Source organism: Desulfuromonas sp. CSMB_57 (assembly GCF_020194955.2).
GTDB lineage: Bacteria > Desulfobacterota > Desulfuromonadia > Desulfuromonadales > Syntrophotaleaceae > JAFCIY02.
In genome coordinates this window covers 106,465-127,534 of sequence record NZ_JAFCIY020000023.1, presented here as the reverse complement: position 1 = coordinate 127,534, position 21,070 = coordinate 106,465, and the positions used below count along the sequence as shown (strand labels likewise).

Annotated in this window: 18 protein-coding genes; 6 read left to right on the top strand and 12 right to left on the bottom strand. The window is 58.5% G+C overall.

The genetic code is table 11. From position 1 onward, the window contains the following. The 9 genes from JQN68_RS06670 to JQN68_RS06630 form a co-directional block, all read right to left on the bottom strand. Positions 1-3,483, bottom strand: coding sequence for a pilus assembly protein (locus JQN68_RS06670; protein WP_249621074.1), 3,483 nt, complete (start codon positions 3,481-3,483; stop codon positions 1-3). 25 nt (positions 3,484-3,508) lie between these two features. Beyond that, positions 3,509-3,841, bottom strand: coding sequence for a hypothetical protein (locus JQN68_RS06665; RefSeq protein ID WP_249621073.1), 333 nt, complete (start codon positions 3,839-3,841; stop codon positions 3,509-3,511). A 58-nt stretch (positions 3,842-3,899) separates the two neighbouring features. Next, positions 3,900-4,412 (bottom strand): pilus assembly PilX family protein, encoded by a 513-nt coding sequence (locus JQN68_RS06660; protein ID WP_249621072.1) that lies wholly within the window; start codon positions 4,410-4,412, stop codon positions 3,900-3,902. Positions 4,413-4,420: 8 nt separating this feature from the next. Then, a complete protein-coding gene (locus JQN68_RS06655; protein ID WP_249621071.1) occupies positions 4,421-5,515 on the bottom strand; it encodes a PilW family protein in 1,095 nt (364 codons plus the stop codon). Beyond that, positions 5,512-5,991, bottom strand: coding sequence for a type IV pilus modification protein PilV (pilV, locus tag JQN68_RS06650; protein ID WP_225073741.1), 480 nt, complete (start codon positions 5,989-5,991; stop codon positions 5,512-5,514). The genes JQN68_RS06655 and pilV overlap by 4 nt, the downstream gene beginning before the upstream one ends. After that, the gene (locus tag JQN68_RS06645) at positions 5,982-6,524 is read right to left on the bottom strand and encodes a GspH/FimT family pseudopilin (protein ID WP_225073740.1); all 543 of its coding nucleotides are present in this window, start codon (positions 6,522-6,524) and stop codon (positions 5,982-5,984) included. Before JQN68_RS06645 ends, pilV begins: the two co-directional genes overlap by 10 nt. Positions 6,525-6,719: 195 nt before the next feature. Further along, on the bottom strand, positions 6,720-7,277 hold the full coding sequence (locus JQN68_RS06640) for a GspH/FimT family pseudopilin (protein ID WP_249621070.1): 558 nt from the start codon (positions 7,275-7,277) through the stop codon (positions 6,720-6,722). Between the two features lie 124 nt (positions 7,278-7,401). Further along, positions 7,402-8,769: a sigma-54-dependent transcriptional regulator gene (locus JQN68_RS06635; protein WP_225073738.1), complete on the bottom strand. Its 1,368-nt coding sequence runs from the start codon at positions 8,767-8,769 to the stop codon at positions 7,402-7,404. Between the two features lie 185 nt (positions 8,770-8,954). Continuing rightward, positions 8,955-10,454, bottom strand: a complete 1,500-nt coding sequence (locus JQN68_RS06630; RefSeq protein WP_225073737.1) for a sensor histidine kinase — start codon at positions 10,452-10,454, stop codon at positions 8,955-8,957. Positions 10,455-10,730: 276 nt separating this feature from the next. Between JQN68_RS06630 and JQN68_RS06625 the strand changes: the two genes are divergently transcribed. Both JQN68_RS06625 and JQN68_RS06620 read left to right on the top strand, forming a co-directional pair. After that, positions 10,731-11,912, top strand: coding sequence for an MFS transporter (locus JQN68_RS06625; protein ID WP_249621069.1), 1,182 nt, complete (start codon positions 10,731-10,733; stop codon positions 11,910-11,912). Between the two features lie 197 nt (positions 11,913-12,109). Continuing rightward, positions 12,110-12,649: an HD domain-containing protein gene (locus JQN68_RS06620; protein ID WP_225072021.1), complete on the top strand. Its 540-nt coding sequence runs from the start codon at positions 12,110-12,112 to the stop codon at positions 12,647-12,649. Between the two features lie 201 nt (positions 12,650-12,850). Here JQN68_RS06620 and JQN68_RS06615 read toward each other — a convergent pair whose 3' ends face one another. From JQN68_RS06615 to JQN68_RS06605, 3 genes are all read right to left on the bottom strand, one after another. Beyond that, on the bottom strand, positions 12,851-13,021 hold the full coding sequence (locus JQN68_RS06615; RefSeq protein ID WP_225072017.1) for a hypothetical protein: 171 nt from the start codon (positions 13,019-13,021) through the stop codon (positions 12,851-12,853). A 235-nt stretch (positions 13,022-13,256) separates the two neighbouring features. After that, a complete protein-coding gene (locus JQN68_RS06610) occupies positions 13,257-15,788 on the bottom strand; it encodes a bifunctional aconitate hydratase 2/2-methylisocitrate dehydratase (RefSeq protein ID WP_225072016.1) in 2,532 nt (843 codons plus the stop codon). A gap of 193 nt (positions 15,789-15,981) precedes the next feature. Next, positions 15,982-16,632, bottom strand: a complete 651-nt coding sequence (locus JQN68_RS06605; RefSeq protein ID WP_225072015.1) for a YiaD family glycine zipper/OmpA-like lipoprotein — start codon at positions 16,630-16,632, stop codon at positions 15,982-15,984. Between the two features lie 409 nt (positions 16,633-17,041). Between JQN68_RS06605 and JQN68_RS06600 the strand changes: the two genes are divergently transcribed. From JQN68_RS06600 to gatB, 4 genes are all read left to right on the top strand, one after another. Further along, positions 17,042-17,620, top strand: coding sequence for an outer membrane beta-barrel protein (locus JQN68_RS06600; RefSeq protein WP_225072014.1), 579 nt, complete (start codon positions 17,042-17,044; stop codon positions 17,618-17,620). 184 nt (positions 17,621-17,804) lie between these two features. After that, the gene (gatC, locus tag JQN68_RS06595; RefSeq protein ID WP_225072013.1) at positions 17,805-18,092 is read left to right on the top strand and encodes an Asp-tRNA(Asn)/Glu-tRNA(Gln) amidotransferase subunit GatC; all 288 of its coding nucleotides are present in this window, start codon (positions 17,805-17,807) and stop codon (positions 18,090-18,092) included. Positions 18,093-18,119: 27 nt separating this feature from the next. Continuing rightward, positions 18,120-19,577 carry an Asp-tRNA(Asn)/Glu-tRNA(Gln) amidotransferase subunit GatA gene (gene gatA, locus JQN68_RS06590; protein WP_225072012.1) on the top strand — a complete coding sequence of 486 codons (1,458 nt, stop codon included), beginning with the start codon at positions 18,120-18,122 and terminating at the stop codon, positions 19,575-19,577. A 24-nt stretch (positions 19,578-19,601) separates the two neighbouring features. Next, a complete protein-coding gene (gene gatB, locus JQN68_RS06585; RefSeq protein ID WP_225072011.1) occupies positions 19,602-21,038 on the top strand; it encodes an Asp-tRNA(Asn)/Glu-tRNA(Gln) amidotransferase subunit GatB in 1,437 nt (478 codons plus the stop codon). Positions 21,039-21,070: the final 32 nt, after the last annotated feature.

Here is a 21,070-nt window from a genome sequence, read left to right as displayed (position 1 = left end):
TTATTTCAATTGCCGCCAGGAACGGCGCCCATAACCGCCATCCGGGTCAGTAGGTTCGGTTGCGATAAACAGGTCCCCATCCGATTTGCCGAAATATTTCTTTTCCGTCGCTCCTGCAGTGATCACCGCACCGGTCTTGATGATGCCGTCCACCTGCACGCCGGATGGGAAGTTCGAGGCATTGTCGGTTCCCCAGGCCACAACATCCGAGGCATCGATCCGGCCGTCCCGATTCACGTCAAACACCGCGTAACCAACTCGATTTCCGGTACGTGCGTCGAGTTCCATCAGCCAGCTTTTGCCGCCGGCCGAACAGGGATCCTGGGATGGAATCAGGGTAGTGAAAATGACGCGACCATGCCGTAGCAAAGGCACGCTGACCACCCGCTCACCCTTGCGCACATTCACCGGCGTCAGGAGATCCAGGTACCAACCCCGCTTGCCGGCAAACGCGGCATCGGACTTATGGGATGTAATCCTCCAAGTCAGCCCGCTAAAGGTGACTTCCGCCAGGATATCCTGCTTGACGAGGGAGCTGCGATCCAAAACGGAGATGCGGGTGCCGGTATCCTCGATGGCATAGAAGGTCTGAACATCCGGATTGCTGCCGACCAGGTTGTCACCGACCTCGAAGTATTTGCCGGTGCCGAAATAGATCATGTAATTGCCGTTGGGATGTAACCCAATATCCAACGGCGCCGTAATCGGTTGCACCTGGGTGCTTCCGTATCGAGCGGTGAATAAGGGATAGCGATTGGAGCCAGAGGTAAAGGCTACATTCCATTGGCCGGTATTCGAGGCGTGAGAAAGGTCGAATTTCCACAGATTGCCGAGGAGATCGCCGGCATACCCGGTGGTCAGGGTCCGTTGGCTGTTGGCCACCATGGCCGGCGTCGAAAGGCCATTTCCAGGACCTGTCCCGGCGCTGATTACCCTTCTAAGCGTTGTGCCGCCAGTCTTAACGTCGAGAATGAACAACCTGGATTCGCCAAGGTTGCTGCCGTAACCGTTGCCGAAAATCACGGCCCAGGCACCGTTGGCCATCCTGCCGATCACCGGCTGCGCAAAAGAATTCCCCAGTTCGGGGTCAGCAAATTCCCACATTACATTACCGGCATTGAAGTTATCCGGATCGGTCACATCCAGGGCAAAAACGCTGCGCCCACCGCCCCCGAGGGTCCCGATCAGAATGGTTCGCCATTGGCCATCGATATAGGCGTCGCCGACAAAGGGAGAGCCATCCACGTAATATCGATGGGTGTAGGCGGGATCGGTCAGATACGCCAGATTCTGGTACACGCCCCCAGGGACATAGGCGAACACCTCCTCACCAGAATTGGCGTCAAATGCATGCAGCATACCGTCATTGGCCCCGACGTACACCATCCGCCGGCGGGTTTTGTTGGCTTCGACGAAAGCCGCATAGGTATCTTGTCCCGGCGTCCCGGCCGGCAGGTTTTCATATCGGAAATTTAGGACACCCACTACAACCGGGTCGGAATTGACGATATCCCCCAAAACTTTACTACGTTTGCGCAAATATCCGCCAGCTTGGCCCTCTTCTTTGCTCTGTTGACCTCGAATCCAGTTGAGGCGATCTTTTCCTTGCTGTACGGTCCCACCAGCCTGTAAGGCGGTACGCTGGGCCACCGAAAGAGAATCCCAGGAACTCTCCGAGAACTGGAGCCCTGCACTCCCATTCCACGTGAAAATCCTGCGTGACTCATGACTGGGAATCCTACCCGCATCATCCGTGGTCCATGCCGTACCGTCGACATAGCCGGTATCAGGGTCCAGGCGATAACAGACCAACTCACCGCTCCAGTCAGTGCTATCGAATTTAGCCTGGTAAATCAGGGCGCCATCCACCAAACGCGTCGAGTTGGTAGCGATGGCCGCCGCTGTCCCCATCGATTGGGAAACAATGCTATCCAGTGTCTCCCCCAGACGCTCGGCAAACACATCCGGATCGGCAGCACTGAAAAAGCCGCCACGACTATTTACCGACGCATGCCATAGATCATCGACGTTGGCGGGGCCGGCATCTGCGTAGGGCTGCGGCCATTGCGTGGTACCGGCCACCAGACCGGCAAAATCATTTTCTGGATCGAGGGTCCCGGCAACCCCAAGACCGACTCCGAAGGTGACCATATGTTGCCAAAAGGCTTCGTTGGAGGTAGAAGTTGGCACATTGTTGTCCAGGTCCGGCCGCAGATCGCGGTTCCAGTAATACATGGCAATATCGGCCAGAGTATTGGACCAGGCATCTTCATAGGGAGGTTTCGGGGAATATTGAAAGTTACTTTTGGACGGATTTGGATTGATAATCAACGAACCAGCCTGCCCATCGACATTGTCCCTCGCGGCCGCAGTTGCAGCAGCAGAACCGTTCCAATACCCATCAGTCATAAGCACCGTGTAGTTCTGCCGACAGGAGATATCATCCCCGCCGGATTGGCCAGGAGTCGTGCTGCATGGCCCACGGGAGTCGGTTCGCATATAATATTGTCCCGCAGCGTCCAGAGCCCGTCGCAACGGTGTTCCCGACGTAGGGATAATGTGGTTGTAGAGCCTGGTAAAAAAATCCTCTCGATCGGAACCACTGAAGGGACGCACACCACGAATGATGGTCGTGGTACTTACGTTATCAACAGAGGAGGCCTCCTTGTTGATAGCACCGAAACCAACCCTGATCGACTCTCCCTGAGCGGCAAATGCCTTGCCGATACCCGCGCGAGAAGCCAGAATCCTTGAACGATAGTATTGGTACCAGTTGGCAAAATTCTGAATTTCCTGATCGCGGGTGCGGATTGTTCCGTTTGGACTGGTAAACGTTGACGTGGAAGGCGTAGAACTCGTGATTTGCACCCGAGTATAACTGGAACGCAAAGTTCTACTTCCGCCAACATAATTATAGTAGGTGATAGGCCAAAAAGTATGATTAGACCAGTTACCCCATGCCTGACTTAAATCTTGGTTGCTTGTATTATAAAACCAGAGCGCATATTTTGTGTTTTGATCTTTCAGATTCATGCAGCCCAAGCCTGTAGAAGCTGGATTATAGTAGGCGCATGTTGGGTTTGCGTCAGCCATTGGCGTGCCATCATGATTATGCCATGGTTTATAAGTGATATCAGGATTGTAAAAAACCTTATTGTTTTCACTAGAACGACTAAAAAAATTATGGAGATTATTGTCATCAAAATTTGGAACCTGATTTGTATAAACAGATCCCCCATATACATTGTTTACGACAGGAAAAACATAAATAGAAAAATGCATTGTTTCATCAGGCATAAACTCCCATTGCATTGAACCTGAATCATCAATAATAAACATAATATTAGGATCGATATCAGCCCCGGATATAAATAAGGGGGCTTGCGAAATGGTCCCTGCCAAAATCGGAGAACCACCAAAAAAAGCAAAAAATACCAGGAGAAAAAGCCTTTTGATATTTATCGCTAAAAAATTTTTATTCATTATTTTAATTCCTCAAATAGAAAAATTATTTGGAACTTTCCACCAAAGGAACAATTCGAACCGGATCAATTGGGTTGTCAAAAATTCTCAATTCGACAATTTTATTTTTATACACTCTATACATAACGTAATTATTTATACGAACAGAATTGATATTTTCTGTATTTTTTTCAGAAAAACCTCGATAAATCTTGGCCTCGCCTGATACTTCGCTTAACCGACCATCAATCGCCACCATGTTCAACAAAGGCTCTACCCTAGTAATATATCCACTCGATTGGGCGGAAAATGAAGCACTGGCACAAAAAAGGATAAACTGCGTTGCGATAAAAATCTTCAAAGCAGTTAATTTTGACATTTTTGTCCTATTTAGAATCATATAGCCTCCGAATTTTTACTAATTTATAAATTACAATCTAACGAACAAATGTGGTCTGCAAAATAACTTCTACCAACCCGTTGGGGCTGATTCCACGACTGATAATTCTGTAAACACCTGCCCCCTCCTCAGGAACCGGTGCAAATTTTACTGAATCGCTACCCGTTATGTTGGTATTTGCCACATGTTCGATAATATACCGGGCAGAGATATTGCCTTCCTGGTAGGTGCGATATTTGGCCGGATTGTTCCAATCCAGGGTTTTCCACCATACCGTGCCATCGGTTTTGGGCTTGCAGAGGCCGTTATTGCAGGTACTGTCGAAGGCAGGCAAGATAACGACGCTGTTAAGCCATTCCTCGGCGCCCCGCAAACCGGCTTCGGCCGCCTGAAAAGCCGCATCACGCTGTTCCAGGTTGCCGGCCATGCGCTCCTGCAAGGTGGTACTCTGCATGGCGACCAGACCAATGAGGGACAGCACCACCAGAATAATCAGGCCGGTGACCAACACCGCGCCCCTGTTGTTGGCTGCACTATGAAGCATCATCATCTCCCCCATTAACGAAGGCGGTTGCGCAAGCCGACGGTGCCGCTCATGACCAATCGCAAGCGCCGGTCGCCAACCGGTCCGAAATCGTCATTGCCATCGCCGGAAACATCGTAGACATTATTGTCAACGGGTCCACGCCCCGCTTCGGCCGTGCTGCGCAACAGCAAGCCGATGCGAACGCTGCGCACCCTCTCCCAGTTTCCGACCTGATTGGCATTGACATAAGTATCGACCGTACCGTCGTTATTGGTATCCTCACCGTAGCGAATCTGCATGCTTTCCACACCCTCGACGAGCTCGACGGCAGGAGCGACGCCTTCTTTCATATATAAGGCAGGTTGATTGCCAGGATTGAGTCGGATGAAAAATACCGCGCTGCGGATTCGGACAATCTCAGCTCCGATTTTATAGTCATGACCCAGAATTTTGGTGGCATTCCCTGGAAACCCCGCATCACCCAGAACGTAATTGCCGCCGGTATTGTAAACGAGGTTGCCGTTATTTGGATTAAAACTGCTCACTTGAAAAACGGATGCATGGCTGCAGTCCGAGATCATCAGAATGTCATTGTCGTTAATAATGCCAGCAGCGTTCGCAACTTTCATATCCGCCGAAGGAGGAGGCATTTCCGTATACATGGTAATATTGCCACCGAAAACACCTCGAATAACGACAATATCACTTCCACTCAGGGGAGTATCGATGGCCAACTGGGTCCCGAGTTGCGCCTGGGTGAAACCTTGGGAATTGTCAGCCCAGGTATTGTTGCCGGTAGCTTCAAGGCCGTAAATGGCGTTGTTGAACTCAAAGAGATAGAAATTTGAATTGTTGAGCAACGAGGTATAGGCGTCCACATCCTGTGCACAGCCCAGGTAACCCGCACCGCGAATTTCCTGCCGCAGGAGTTGCATGGCAAAGCGACCGCTCTCCTGCACCCGCGCCAGTTGCGTGTTCAGTTGATAGCTTTCCGAACTGCCGACAAATACTTGGTAAATACCGCCGGCCAGTATGAGCCCAATCACCATTGCCACCAGCATTTCCACCAAAGTGATGCCGGTCTGCGACACCAGGCGCCTGAAAAACATTTTTTGACAGTTCATCATAACCTCGTCACCACAGTTACGGTTTGCGCCTCGCCCGATTCGGTCCACTGCACCACGACGGTCGTAAGGTTGCCGTTGACCGCCACCGAACCGTCGCCTTCGGGCAAGGATTGGGCGAGGCTGAACTTCCATTCGCCCAAGTCAGTCTGAACGATTCCTGCATAACCGCTCAATTCAGCAAGCAAGCCATCCATATCATCCCATTCATCGGGCCCGGGCGCGCCGATACCGACAGCATAAGCTCCGGCATTGGCCCGATTGGCCCGCATGCGATCCAGAATATCTTCGGCGCATTGCACGGCCCGGGAACGCACCAGAGCGCTTTGGCTGTCGCGGAGTCCCCGCCCCTGCAGGCCGGCCAGACCAAGCAAACCGACCGTCAGTATCATCAACGCAACCAACACCTCGACCAGGCTGAAACCGGACTCCTGGGAATAGCGGCGGCCGACGGCGGCATTATGAAGCCTCAAGGACATACTGCCCCCCTTTGATTATTAATCCGGCCAGATGCGGTGACATTGACGGTCCAGCGGTTCAACCCCGAACCGCAAACAATATAGTTGCCACTACCCGCGATGGCCGCGCCTAAATTCGTGAATGCGACAGCAGGATTGGCACCGGCGAGGGTCAAATCGCCGCCAATAGGCCCAGCCACACGCAACAGAGTATCGTTGGCAGCCTGGTAGGTGTTATTTTCGTTGCTATCTAAAAATACCAGCCATCCGGTCTGCCAATTGGCGTTGTTACTGCAGGCGGGCGGATTGGCCATGGGGTTGCTGCTGGCGCAGGCAACCACCCTGGCGCCGCGAGTTACCGCCTCGCTGCGGGCATAATTGAGAGCGGCAACAAAAGAATTGGCGGAAGAGGTCAGGTTGGTGCTGCGAACCAAGGGGCGCATGAGGGGAATGGCAATGGTCAGCAGAATGCCCAATATGACTAGGGTGACAATCAGTTCGATGAGGGTCAATCCGGCCGGCGATCTTGAAAATTTTCGCAGGGGATGACGCATGGATCGCATCATGGGAGCTCCTCGGATGGATTTTGGAAATCAAAAATTACAATTCATTATTTAAGCAAAATTCGAGCCAAAGGGGGTGAGGCAGACTGAAGGCCGAAGACTGAAGGCTGAAGGCGCGGCCAAGGCTCTGCTCAGTTCGTCGTGCCGTGCAAATATTGCGCACCGGCGACGGCAATTGTCAACCGGTTACGGGCATTGGCTGGTGCCTCGGTCCCGCCGGACTCGCCCGCCGCGAGCGATGATGAGGGATATGCCGCTATTCGCGCCACGACTGTCGCAGATGCGGAAAGTGCCGGTGGCCAGGCCGGTCCGGCCGAGACTGTTGCCCAGGGGCAAATAGGCCAACCCGTCGCGGAAATTGGCGCTGGTGCGCAGGGTGGTTCCGGCGCCGCCGGGGTTGCCGACCCGCAGCAGCTCCTCGTTTGGAGCGCGGATAAAATCCTCATCGTCGTCGATGAAGACGATCCAGCCCTCTTCCCAGCGACCCGTGCCGGTCACACAGTTTTCGCCATCGACACTGGGGCACAAAGCGACCCGTCGACAGCGGGTGACGGCTTCCTGTCGGGCATAGGCCAGCGATACAGCCAAGTTGTCCGCCGTAGTGGCCGTCGCCTGTCCCTGGAGCAGGGCGTTGAGATTGGGCACGGCAATGGTCAACAGGATTCCGACTACGGTCAGGGTGACGATGAGTTCCAGCAGGGTCAGTCCGGAACTTCTGCCATGAAAAGAACTTTTCGAGGGCATCGCTTCCTCCCGGGTGCGTTTTGGTCGAACACGCGCGACAGCAGGAGACGATTATACATTAATTTTTTTAATGGACAAGTTTTTTAAATTATTTGCAATTGATCAAAGTATCTTACCCTTTCCATCAGAGCCCGTATTCCTTGAGCTTGTATTGCAGGTTGCGCAGGCTGATTTCCAGCAATTGGGCAGCCTGGGTGCGGTTGCCGTCGCAATGCCGCAGGGCCTTGAGAATGTATTCCTTTTCCAGACGGTACAAAGCAGCTTTCAGAGAGTAGTCGTCCTGAACGGCCCGTTCCCGGCGTCGGAGTTCCCATGGCAGGTCTTCCGCCTTGAGTTGGCCGCCACGACAGAAGATCATGGCCTTCTCCATGAAATTGGCCAATTCCCGAACATTGCCCGGCCACGGGTAGTTCTGCAGCAGGGCCAGGATGTCCGACTCCAGAGCGGGCGCGGCCCGGTTTTCACGCAATGCGATGCGGTGCAGAAAATGTTCGGCAAGCAGGGAGATATCCTCACCCCGTTCCCGCAGAGGCGGCATGTTGATTTCCACCACGGCCAGACGGTAAAACAGGTCGCGACGGAAGCGCCCGCCGTCGATTTCGGCGCGCAGATTCCGGGCCGTGGCGGCCACCACTCGGACATCGATGCGCCGGGACTGGACGCTGCCGACGGGCCGCAATTCACCCTCCTGCAGCACCCGCAGCAGCTTGGGCTGCATCTCCATGGGCAGTTCGCCGATCTCATCCAAAAACAGGGTGCCGCCGTGGGCGGCGCCGAACAGCCCGGCGTGGGCCTGCTCGGCACCGGTAAAGGCGCCGCGGGCGTGGCCGAAAAACTCGCTCTCCACCAGCCCGGGACTGATGGCGCCGCAATTGACCGCGACAAATGGGCGATGGGCCCGAGGGCTCTGCCGGTGCAGAGCGCGGGCCACCAGTTCCTTGCCCGTGCCGGTTTCACCGCAGACCAACACCGACGAGGGGGTGGGCGCCACCCGATGCACCAGGCCCATGACCTCCGCCATGACGGGGCTGCCGTAGAGCATCTCCTGCTCACCGGCCTTGCCGGCCAGTTCCTGGCGCAGCAGGGCATTTTCCTTTTGCAGACGCAGGCGCTCCTCCGCCTTGCGCAGAGTCACCACCACTTCGTCGGGCTTGAAAGGCTTGGAAATATAATCGAAGGCGCCCAGTTTGAGGCATTCGACGGCCGTATCGATGGTGCCGAAGGCGCTCATCATGATGACCGGCACCGCCAGTCCCCGGGCCAGGGCCTGGCGCAGGAAGTCAAGACCGTCCATTTCCGGCATGCGGATGTCGCACAGCACGGCATCCCAGGATTGTCCTTGCAGCAGATCCAGAGCAGCCGCGCCGTTGGCGGCCTCACCGTATTGGAATCCGGCTCGTTCCAGCACCAGTTGCAGCATGTGCCGCATGGCGGGTTCGTCGTCCACCACCAACACGTTTTTCAACGCCATGCCATCCTTCGCAACCTTCATGAGTTCTTTCCCGCCCGCAGAGGGCTCACAAAAGCATTGTGCAATCTGGCCAGCATGGGGACTCGGGGCGCCCATGCCGAGGGTGTCTGGCGCCCGGATGGCGCCGGCCAAGCCACAGGGATGGGTTCATGCGGCCCTCGGCGTGGGGGTCGCGAGCCCCTCTGTACAATTGAGAAATCGCCGCCTCATGCCGGCGGCAGCCGGAGGGTGAAGCGCGTACCCAGACCGGGTTGCGATGCGACGCTGATCCGCCCGCCGGCGCTGTCCATAATCTGCTGGCAGACGGCCAACCCCAAGCCGCGGCCCTTGCCCGGCGCCTTGGTGGTGAAGAAGGGATCGAAGATGTGGGCCTGAATATCCGGAGCGATGCCGGCTCCCTGGTCGGCCACCGCCAGCCAGACGTGGTCGGAATCGTGGCCGCCCTCCAGGCGGATGCCGCCGCCGGAGGAGACACAGGCATCGCGGGCATTGAGCAACAGATTGATGACCACCTGCAGCAACTGGTGGCGGACCATGGTTATCGGCGGCAAGGCCTCGGGCAAGGCATTGTCGACGGGCAGGCTTTCCAACAGCCCCTGCCCGCCGACCACCGACAAGGCTTCGGCGGCCACCGTTATGGGGTCGAAGGTCTCTTTTTGACTGGCTGCCGGCGCGGCGTAATCGAGCAGGTCCCGCACCAACCGCTGGATGCGTCCGGCTTCGCCGGAAGCCCGTTCTGCCAGGTCCGCCACCCCCTGGTCGGTCCCGGTTTTGATCAGATCCAGGTAGCCAACGATGGCGGCCAGGGGATTGCCGATTTCATGGGCCATGCCGGCGGCCAGATGGCCGACGGTGGCCATCTTGGCCGATCGCACCAGTTCGTCCCGGGTCTGTTGCAACTCGCGGTTGGCGGCCTGCAGGGAGAAGATATGCTCCTCGGTGCTCCGGCGGCTGTCGCGCAGAGCACCGACCATGGCGTTGAAGGACGCGCCCAGGTCGGCGATTTCTCGCGGCCCCTGTTCCGGGACCAGGACGGTGAGATCGCCGGCGGCAACCTGGCGAGTGGAATCAAGCAATTTCCGCGTCGGCTTTACCACATGGCGCTGCAGCAGATAGAGGCCGCACCATAGGACCACAACGGCATACAACAGAGCATAGAGCAGCACCAGGTGCTGCCCGCGCCGCAACCGGCCGGCGACATCGGCCAGGGAGAAATGCGCCCGGGCCAGACCGACGGAACGCCCGCCTTGGGACAGGGGCAGCATGATCCGGACCCCCGGTGTTCCGGACCCGAATCCCGGCAGCCAGAGGGTCGGATAGACGATTTCCATCCTGGGACCATCCAGCCAATAACGCATTGCCGCGGATTCACCGGAGTCCCTGCCCGGCGGTGGGACCGGCAGACCATCCAGTGGCTGATAGCCTCCCGCCGCCGCCTGCCAGAGTTCCAGGGAAATCAGTCCCGGCAAACCATGGAAGCGGCTCGCCACCTGGCGCAAACGCATTTCATCAGAGTGATTAGCATCGGTTTCAAGGGGCAGCTCGGCCAACTGTTGCATGGTACCGGTCAGCATGGCGGCACGCTGGTCGACCAGCTCCCGCTCACCCAAACGCAGCAGCAGAAAACCGCCCATGAGCAGGGCCGCTCCAACCAGAAACACCAGATGCAAGGCGATTTCCGCCCGCAGGCCATGGGTACGCGGCATGGCTTGAACCATTCAAAAGCAGAACGGGAAAGGGAACTTCGCGACAACGTTCAGACCATAGCACAGGAAGACTGAAGACAGAAGACTGAAGACTGAAGACTGAAGACTGAAGACTGAAGACTGAAGGCGGAAGGCAAGGGCCAAGAGAAATCCCGTCGCGAGGCAACAAGCCTCTTTCGACGCACCGCCGGAATGGACTATAGTGGTTATACTTCAGCCTTCGGACTTCAGCCTTCAGCCTGTTTTCATCAGCCTTCAGCCTTCAGCCTGCTTATTATGCCCCTCGACACCAACATTTCTCGTCTCTACGTTTTCGCCTTCCTGAAGATGACCCTGTTTCCCATGGCCATCATCACCCTGTTCTGGAAGGACCATATCGGGCTGAGCCTGACAGAAATCCTGGTTTTGCAGGGCCTGTTCTCCGTAGCCAGCGTGGTGATGGAATATCCGTCCGGGTATATCAGCGATCGTCTCGGCTACCGGGCGTCCCTGCTCATCGCCACCCTGTTCGGCATACTCGGCTGGAGTTTTTACCTGGTGGCGGCGACCTTCACCGGGGTTCTGCTGGCGGAACTTATGCTGGGGGTCTGTTACGCCTTTATCAGCGGCTCGGACAGCGCTCTGCTGTTCGAAACCCTGCGCGCCGGAGGTCGTGAAGAGCAATATGCCCGTTGCGATGGGCGCATGACCGGCTGGGGTCAGATCGGCGAAGCCGGCGGGGCGCTGTTCGCCGGTCTGCTGTATGCCACCGCGCCGCTGTTGCCCTTCGTGCTGCAGATCGGGGTCTGGAGTCTGGCGCTGCTGCTGGCCCTGTCCCTGTGCGAACCGCCGGTGGAAGAGGTTCCGGCCATCAAATCGCACCTGGCCGAGGCCCTTTCGGTCTGCCGCTATGCCCTGTGGGACAATCCCGCGGTGCGCAATACCATGCTGTTCGGCACCCTGCTGGGCCTGGCCTCCTTTTATACCGTCTGGCTCATCCAGCCCTACATGCAGCAGACCGGGGTCCCCCTGGCCTGGTTCGGCCCGGCCTGGGCCGGCGCCAACCTGATGGTGGCAGCGGGCTCCCTTGCCAGCCATCGCCTGCGCAACCTGTTCGGCCTGCGTTTCATGGCCGGGCTGTTCATCCTGCTCATCGTCACCGCCTACGCCGGCCTGGGTCTGACCGCCGCCGTGGGCAGCTTCCTCTTTTACTTCCTGCTGACCTTCATGCGCGGCCTGCAAGGTCCCCTATTGCGCCAGCAACTGCAGCAGGCCGGCAGCCGCCGCAACCGCGCCAGCATCCTGTCCCTGCACAGCCTGTTGTTCCGGGTCGGCTTCGTCGCCACCGGCCCCCTCATCGGCCACCTGGCGGATCAGCAGGGACTGGGACCAACCTTCCTGTTGCTGGCCCTGCTGTTCGCCCTGCTGCTGCCCCTGGCGGCAAAAGGGTTTTTGGGAAGCAGGCTGAAGGCTGGGTAAGGCAGGCTGAAGGCGGAAGGCGGAAGGCGGAAGGCGGAAGGCGGAAGGCGGAAGGCGGAAGACTGAAGGCGGAAGGCGGGCAAAAACATTCGGCGGATCGGTCAGATCCGTCAGAGCGGCACCGGCCGCTTGCAGCCTGCTCAAGGTGCGGAGTATACTTGTCGGACTACCTTTACCGGACAAGGCCCAACGTCGCCATGAATCCCCTTGCTCTGCTGGAAAAATATTACCCGCCCGACGGCGCTGCTTACCGTATTCTGCTGGACCACAGCGAACGGGTTGCCGCCAAAGCCAGGGCCATCGCCCGGACTCTGGGAGCGGACGTGGATTTCGTTCACGAGGCGGCGCTGCTGCACGATATCGGCATCCTGCATACCGCCGCGCCGGAATTGGGGTGTAACGGCGACTTGCCCTACCTGTGCCACGGCATCAAAGGCCGTGAACTGCTGGAGGCCGAGGGCTTGCCGCACCATGCCATGGTTTGCGAGCGGCATATCGGCGTCGGGCTGACCGCCGATGAAATCGCGGCCCAGCAACTCCCCCTGCCCCATCGGGACATGCTGCCGGTCACTCTGGAGGAACAGCTCGTCGCCTATGCGGATCTGTTTTTTTCCAAGAACCCCGCCAAACAAGGGCAAGAGCGCAACCCGGACCAGGTGCGGGCTTCCCTGGCCCGGTTCGGAACGGACAAGGTGGCCATCTTCAACCTCTGGCACGCGCGTTTCGGAGTATTCTAGGAGGCTGTCGGACTATCCGGGTTGAAGCGAAAATTTGGATGTTTGAGCACAGATTTTAGCTCGTTTGAAGGTTCATAGCCGTAGCTATGGGCCGAAAAGGAGCTGAAATATGGGCCGAATAGCCGAATTTGCAGCCAGCGCATGGATAGTCCGACAGCCTCCTAAATCTTTTCAGTGATCGGCACCCTGGCCGCGCGAACCCTATGCATCCCTTTGCGACCCGGAAGATGCCCCATCCACATAGCATTCCAGCCTTTGCGCCACATTTTCGCGTTCAGCGACAAGCCTGCGCTCGACCAAAATAACCACGACAACCATGATGATTGCGACCAATGCCAGCAGAATCAGCCAAAGTGCATAATTCGCCATCATAATCTCCTCCGGAGCGACACATCGCCGGTTTACGGTGCCATCCGCTGCCTTGGTTGGGAATTCACCCAACGGCCCAGAATTTTTGTGAGAACATCAACCTGGCTTGAAATGATTTGTTATGGTTCATTGAAAATATCACCTTGAATAATTTTTTCAATATTTTTAATTTTCGACCGCAAAAAAAGGGCCGCTCTTCTGTGGGAAGGCGGCCCTGAAAATTTACAGCGATTGCTGTTCAGACATATTCCGGCAACTGGTCGAATTGCAGAAAGCGATAGATCTCCGCCTTCCGCGGCTCTATACAGCGGGCAAAGGTGGAAAAATACTCCTCAGTCGTCGGCAGGCGGCCGAGGTTGACGGCCACGGCGGCGAGTTCCGCGGAGCCAAGATAGACCTTTGCGCCATCGCCCATGCGGTTGTCGAAGTTGCGGGTCGAGGTGGAGAGCACTCGGGCCCCGTCAGGCACCCGGGCCTGGTTGCCCATGCACAGGGAACAGCCGGGAATCTCGATGCGAGCACCAATGGCGCTGAAGGTCGCAAACAGGGCTTCGTTGCGCAACTGCTGTTGATCCATGCGGGTCGGCGGGCAGATCCAGGTGCGCACCGCCGGATTGAAATGCCGGCCCTGCCAGACGGCGGCCGCGGCGCGAAACTGGGCGATGTTGGACATGCAGGAACCGATGAAGACATCGTCCAGGGGTGCTCCGGCCACCGCCGACAGGGGCTGTACGTCGTCGGGATCGTTGGGACAGCACAACAGCGGCTCGGTCAGTTGAGCCAGGTCGATTTCGAGCACCGCGGCATACTCGGCATGGCCGTCGGCCCGCAGCAGCCGGGGATTTTCCAGCCATTCCTCCACGGCCTCGATACGGCGCCGCAGGGTGTCGGCATCCTGGTAGCCATCGCGGATGAGGCTTTTCATCAGAGCGATGTTGGAGCGAAGAAATTCCGCCACCCGGTCCTCCGATAGCTGGATACAGCCGGCGGCGGCGCTGCGTTCGGCGGCGGCGCAGGTCAGCTCGAAAGCCTGCTCGACGGTCAGGTCATCCAGCCCTTCCATTTCCAGAATGCGGCCGTTGAAGATATTCTGCTTGTTTTTCTTTGGCACCGTCAGCAAACCGTCCCGGATGGCCTGGTAGGGAATGGCATTGACCACATCGCGCAGGGTAATGCCCGGTTGCAGCGCTCCCCGGAAACGGACCAGCACCGATTCGGGCATATCCAGGGGCATGAAGCCCAGGGCGCCGGCGAAAGCCACCAGGCCGGAGCCGGCGGGAAAAGAGATGCCGATGGGAAAACGGGTATGGGAATCGCCGCCGGTCCCCACCGTGTCGGGCAGCAGCAGGCGATTGAGCCAACTGTGAATGACGCCGTCGCCGGGACGCAGGGCGACGCCGCCGCGCTCGGCCATGAAACCGGGCAGGCGACGGTGCATGGCCACATCCGCCGGTTTGGGATAGGCTGCCGTATGGCAGAAGGACTGCATGACCAGCGGCGCCTGAAATTTGAGGCAGGCCAGTTCCGTCAACTCGTCGGCGGTCATGGGGCCGGTGGTATCCTGGGATGCGACGGTGGTCATGCGCGGCTCGCAGGCCGTGCCCGGCAGAACGCCGGGCAGTCCGCAGGCCCGGCCGACCATCTTCTGGGCCAGGGTGTAGCCCTGTCCGGCCACAGGCTGAGGATTGCCGGGCTTGGCAAAAATGGTCGCCGCCGGCAGTTTCAGTGCCTGCCTGGCCCGTTCCGTGAGGTTGCGGCCGATAATCAGGGGGATGCGGCCGCCGGCCCGGTACTCGTCGGCCAGGGTTTCGGGAGCCAGGGTAAAGGTGCTGCGCTCACCGCCGGCACCGTCCAGGATACGGCCGGTGCGGGTTTCGATAACCACCTCGTCGCCATGTTCCAGCCGGTCGACGGCGGCCCGGATGGGCAGGGCACCGGAATCCTGGGCGGTGTTGAAAAAAATCGGAGCGATGACTCCGCCGATGACGACGCCGCCACGCCGCTTGTTGGGCACCCCGGGAATATCCTCGCCGATATGCCAGAGCAGGCTGTTGCAGGCCGACTTGCGGGACGATCCGGTTCCGACCACGTCGCCGACAAAGGCCACCTGATGCCCCTCGCGGCGCCAGGCGGCGATGGTCTCGATGCCGCCCGGAAACCGCGATTTGCCCATGCACAGGGCGTGCAGGGGAATGTCGGGGCGGCTCCAGGCATCCCCGGCGGGAGAAAAGTCATCCGTATTGATCTCGCCTTCCACCTTGAACACCTTGACCCGGATGCGTTCCGGCAACTCGGGTCGCCCGGTGAACCAGGTCGCTCCAGCCCAGTTCTCCAGCACCTGCCGGGCAGCGGCATGGGTATCGGCCAAGGCCAGCACCTGGTCGAAGGCATCGTAGACCAGGGTCAGACCGCTTAACGCCTGGGCCGCAAGATCCGCCTGCTGCGCGTCGGCCAGGGCAGCCAGCAAGGGCGGCAGATTGTAACCACCCAACATCCGGCCAAGCATCTCCACCGCGGCCGTCCCATCGATGAGGGGACAGCAGACCTCGCCTGCCAGAATGCGCCCAAGGAATTCCGCCTTGACCCGCGCCGCAGGATCCACGCCCGGCGCCACTCGCTGCCGAATCAATTCCAGCAGCAGGGTTTCCTCGCCCGCTGGTGGCGCAAGCAACAATCGGCACAAGGCTTCGGTCTGTTCCGCCGTCAAGGGCAAAGGCGGGATTCCCAAACGGGCCCGTTCAGCGACATGCTTCCGGTAGGCATCGAGCATACGGCTTTTCTCCTGTAAATCAGCCCCAAAGGGCTGGCATGGTTTGGGTCAATCCCTGCAAAAGTCGTTGGTTCGTCCCTACTGTAAAGCCATCCATGGCCCGGGTCAAGACGATGGCAGACCGTAAAAAAGGCCGGCCGGAGCACTTCGCTCCGACCGGCCCGGTTTGTTGAATGCTGGATAAGGTTGTCGATTACCGCTGCGGCACGATGGTGATGGTGACGCGGCGATTCAACTGCCGCCCTTCCGGGGTGGCATTGGTGGCGATGGGACGGCTGATCCCGTAGCCGACGGTGGTCATTCGGGTCGGAGCGACGCCGTAGCTGGTCAGCATGGTCTTCACCGCCTCGGCCCGACGCTGGGATAGCTGCAGGTTGTACTGTTCACTGCCGGTGCTGTCCGTATGGCCGGCAATCTGCATGGTGGTCTGGGGGTAGTCGTTCAGAACCCTGGCCACTCGCTGCAATTCGTCATAGGCCCCCGGCTTGATGGTCGCGGAGTTGACATCGAACAGCACATCCGATTTGAAGGTCACCGCCAGAACCTCGGCATCACGCTGAACGCTGGCCCCCTCAACCCCCGCCAACCCCTGGCGCATGGACATTTCCTGCTTCTCCATATAGTTGGCGAAGAAACCGCCGGCCACACCGCCCAGCGCCGCACCGACGCCGGCGCCGATCAGGGTCGATTCCGTATCGCGACCGATGAGCTGACCCAAGCCCGCCCCCACCGCTGCGCCGGTGCCGGCGCCAATGGCGGTGCCCTTCTGGGTCTGGGTCATGGGTTGCGCGCAACCGGCTGCAAACAGGGCGGCAACCGCCGCCAGAACAACAAGTTTTTTCATGACTTACTCCTTTTGCAACAATTGAAGTGATAAAAAGATGCCCTGAGTTGGCAGCAAAATTTCGCTGCTATTTTTAACACATCTCCGAGAGATAAACAAATAGGTGCATGTGAACTTCATTCTGCACGAGTGACGCTTGACTTGCTCAAGATGTTTACCAGGGAAAAAATTATTTTAATTTAATTATAGATTAGCACATAAATTAATATATTGACATTTGGTTAAAGCAAACCTAAAGTAGTCTCGCTAATTGTTTTTCATAAGAGAAATTGTTGTAATTTTTTTCAATAGGGCTGCCTGCAGAGAGGGATGGGATTGGCTTTTTGGATTACCTCGGCCACCACAACAGCCGACCAAGCCGCCCCTTGGCTTAATGACTGTTTTTCTTAATTGCATGAACGGAGGCTTTATGAAACTCAAAAACAAACTGACATTTGTCGCCACCACCATGATGGCGGCGCTGCTTCTTTGCTCTCCGGCAACGGCTGCCGACCAGCAGAGCGACTGGAAAGTCGGCGTCGGTTATCAGGGAATGTGGGCCGGTGAGTTCCTCAACGGTATTTCCGGCCGCGCCTGGTATCAGGATCGCTTCGGCATCGAGGGGAACTTCTTCTATGGCGGAGTGGATTTCCGGGTCAGCGATGGTGCAAGCTTCAAGCAGGAAGCAGACCTTTATGTCGGCGAAATCAAACTCATGTATGCTCCCATCGTCCGGGAATACAGCAAATTCTACGGCGGCATCCAGGGCAGCATCGGCAGTTTCGACCTGGATGGCGACCTGATCAACTATAAAGATGAAGTTTATGGTTTCGGGGTTTTCATCGGCAGCGAATTCCACTTCCAGGAATTCCCTGAACTCGGCTTCAATTTCGATGTCGGCTACAAACACTACTTCTATGAAGACCGCCCCTTCGGCAGCGGTGGTCCCAAAATCGATCTCGAACTCAAAGGCATCGGCGCCACCTTCGGGATTCATTACTACTTCTAAGATCTGAACAGCGGCGCTTTCAAATCGTCTCTCCCGTCCCCTTTTCGCCGGGACATTCCGCTCCATGGAATGTCCCGGCTTTTTTATGCCTCATATTCTTTACGGCGGTCTTGAAAAAGCGCCCTGCCCCATGGTAGCTTGCCCTGTTACGGATGCACTGCAAAACTCTCACGGAGGTCAGACTATGAAAATCACTCGAGCCCAGGTGGAGCATGTCGCCCGATTGGCACGCCTGGCCCTTGCCGATGCGGAACTGGATGCCCTGACGGATGAAATGGATGCCATTCTGGGTTATGTCGAAACGCTGAACAGCCTGGACACGGATCATATCGTCCCGACCTCGCACGCGGTACCCATGGAAAACGCTTTCCGGGACGATACGGTGCGCCCCTCCCTGGGAACGATGAAAGCCGTGCAAAACGCCCCGGCAGCCGCCGGCGGCTGTTTCGTGGTGCCCAAGGTGATTGAATAAGCTTCACAGCCAACCTGGAGTTTTCCCATGTCATTGACCGACCTGACCCTGCACGCCATGCAACAACGGCTGCGGAATAAAGAAGTGACCTCCGTCGAGCTTACCCGGGCGTTTCTCGAGCGCATCGGCAGCGTCGACCCGAGCATCAACGCCTACCTGACCGTCACCGCCGAGCAGGCCCTGGAGGACGCCGCCCGGGCCGACCGCCGGCTGGCCGAGGGCCAAGGAGCGGAACTGACGGGCATCCCCCTGGCACTCAAGGATATTTTCATTACCGAGGGCGTCCGCACCACCTGCGCCTCACGCATATTGGAAAACTTCGTGCCGCCCTATGACGGCACGGCCGTGGCCAAGCTCAAGGAACAGGGTGCGGTACTCCTCGGCAAACTCAACATGGATGAGTTCGCCATGGGCAGCTCCAACGAAAACAGCGCCTTCGGCGCGGTGAAAAACCCCTGGAACCTCGACTACGTGCCCGGCGGCTCCTCGGGCGGCTCGGCGGCCTGCATCGCGGCACGCCTGGCGGCGGCCACCCTCGGCACCGATACCGGCGGTTCCATCCGCCAGCCGGCCGCCAATTGCGGCGTGGTCGGCCTGAAACCGACCTACGGGCGGGTGTCCCGCTACGGCGTCATCGCCTTCGCCTCCTCCCTGGACCAGGTCGGTCCCATCGCCCGGGATGTGGAGGACTGCGCCATCCTGCTGCAAGCGGTGGCCGGCTACGATGCGGCGGACTCGACCTCCGTCGATATGCCGGTGCCCGACTACCGGGCCACCTTGCGGGACGGCGTCAAGGGGCTGAAAATCGGTCTGCCCCGGGAATATTTCATTGAAGGCCTGGATCCGGACGTGCAGCAGGCGACGGATGACGCCATCGCCGTCCTGCGCGAACTGGGCGCGGAACTGGTCGAGGTGGCCCTGCCCCACACCGAATATGCCGTGGCCTGCTACTACCTCATCGCCACCGCCGAAGCGTCCAGCAACCTGGCCCGCTACGACGGCGTGCGCTACGGTCGCCGCGTCGACCGCGGCCAAGGCCTCATCGACATGTTCATGCAGAGCCGCGCCGCCGGTTTCGGGCCGGAGGTGAAACGGCGCATCATGCTCGGCACCTACGCCCTGTCCTCCGGTTACTACGATGCCTACTACCTGAAAGCCCAGAAGGTCCGCACCCTGATCCGCCAGGACTTTCTCGATGCCTTCGCCAAGGTGGATGTCATGCTCACCCCGGTGGCGCCGACCCCGGCCTTCCGCCTGGGGGAGAAACTTGCCGATCCCCTGCAGATGTACCTGTCGGACATTTTCACCATTCCGGTCAATCTGGCCGGGACCTGCGGCATGAGCCTGCCCTGCGGTCTGTCGCGCGACGGCCTGCCCATCGGCCTGCAGCTCATCGGCCGGCCCTTCGGCGAAGCGGCCCTGCTCAAAGCGGCTTACGCCTATGAACAGGCAACCACCTGGCATCGGCACCTGGCACCCCTGTAACCGCCGCTGAATAAGGATGTGACCATGACCTCGAAATATGAAGTTGTCATCGGGCTGGAGGTGCATGTCCAGCTCACCACCGCCACCAAGATCTTCTGCAACTGCTCGACGGCCTTCGGCAGCGAACCCAACTCCCAGACCTGCCCGGTCTGCCTGGGCCTGCCGGGCGCCCTGCCGGTTCTGAACCGCAAGGTGGTGGAATACGCCATCCGCAGCGGCCTGGCCACCCACTGCAGCATCGCGCCGCGGTCCATCTTCGCCCGCAAGAACTATTTCTATCCGGATCTGCCCAAGGGCTATCAGATTTCCCAATACGAGCTGCCCATCTGCGAACATGGCCGCCTGGATATCGAGACGACGGACGGCGGACGGAAATCCATCGGCATCACCCGCATTCACATGGAAGAGGATGCCGGCAAGCTGCTGCATGAAGGCGACGGTTCCCGTGTCGACCTCAACCGCGCCTGCACCCCGCTGCTGGAAATCGTTTCGGAACCGGACCTGCGCTCCTCCGACGAGGCTATCGCCTACCTGAAGAAGTTGCACCAGATCGTCGTCTATCTCGGCGTCTGCGACGGCAACCTGGAGGAGGGCTCCTTCCGCTGCGACGCCAACGTCTCCATCCGTCCCTGGGGGCAGAAGGAGTTCGGCACCCGCGCGGAACTGAAAAACATCAACTCCTTCCGCTTCATCAAGCAGGCCATCGACTACGAAGTCGAACGGCAGGCGGAAATTCTCGAGGACGGCGGCCGCATCATCCAGGAAACCCGTCTGTTCGATACCGCCACCGGCACCACCCGTTCCATGCGCGGCAAGGAAGAGGCCCACGATTACCGCTATTTTCCCGATCCCGACCTGGTGCCCCTGGTGGTCTCGCCGGAATGGGTGGAGCAGGTTCGGCGCGGTCTGCCGGAGTTGCCTGAGGCGAAGGTCGAGCGTTTGGTCCGGGAATACGGCATTCCCGTCTACGATGCCGAAGTGCTGAGCGCGGAGCGGGCCACGGCCGATTACTACGACGCCCTGGTGGCCCTGCACGGCAACGGCAAGACCTGCGCCAACTGGGTCATGGGCGAACTGCAGCGGGCCCTCAACGACAGCGGCACGGCCATTGCCGACTGCCCCATCCCGCCGGCCGCCCTGGCGGCCCTGCTGAAGCGCATTGACGACGGCACCCTCAGCGGCAAGTTGGCCAAGCAGGTTTTCGATGCCATGTGGCAGACCGGCGAAGAAGCCGATATCATTATTGAACAGCGCGGCCTGAAGCAGGTCAGCGACCTGGGCGCCATCGAGCCCCTCATCGACCAGGTGCTGGCGGCCAATCCCGACCAGGTCGCGGAATTCCGCTCCGGCAAGGACAAACTGCTCGGCTTTTTCGTCGGCCAAGTGATGAAGGCCAGCAAGGGCAAAGCCAATCCGGCGGCCTTGAACGAACTGCTGGTGAAGAAGTTGAAAGCAGACTGAAGGCTGAAGGCTAAAGAAAGTTGTTGGCCTTT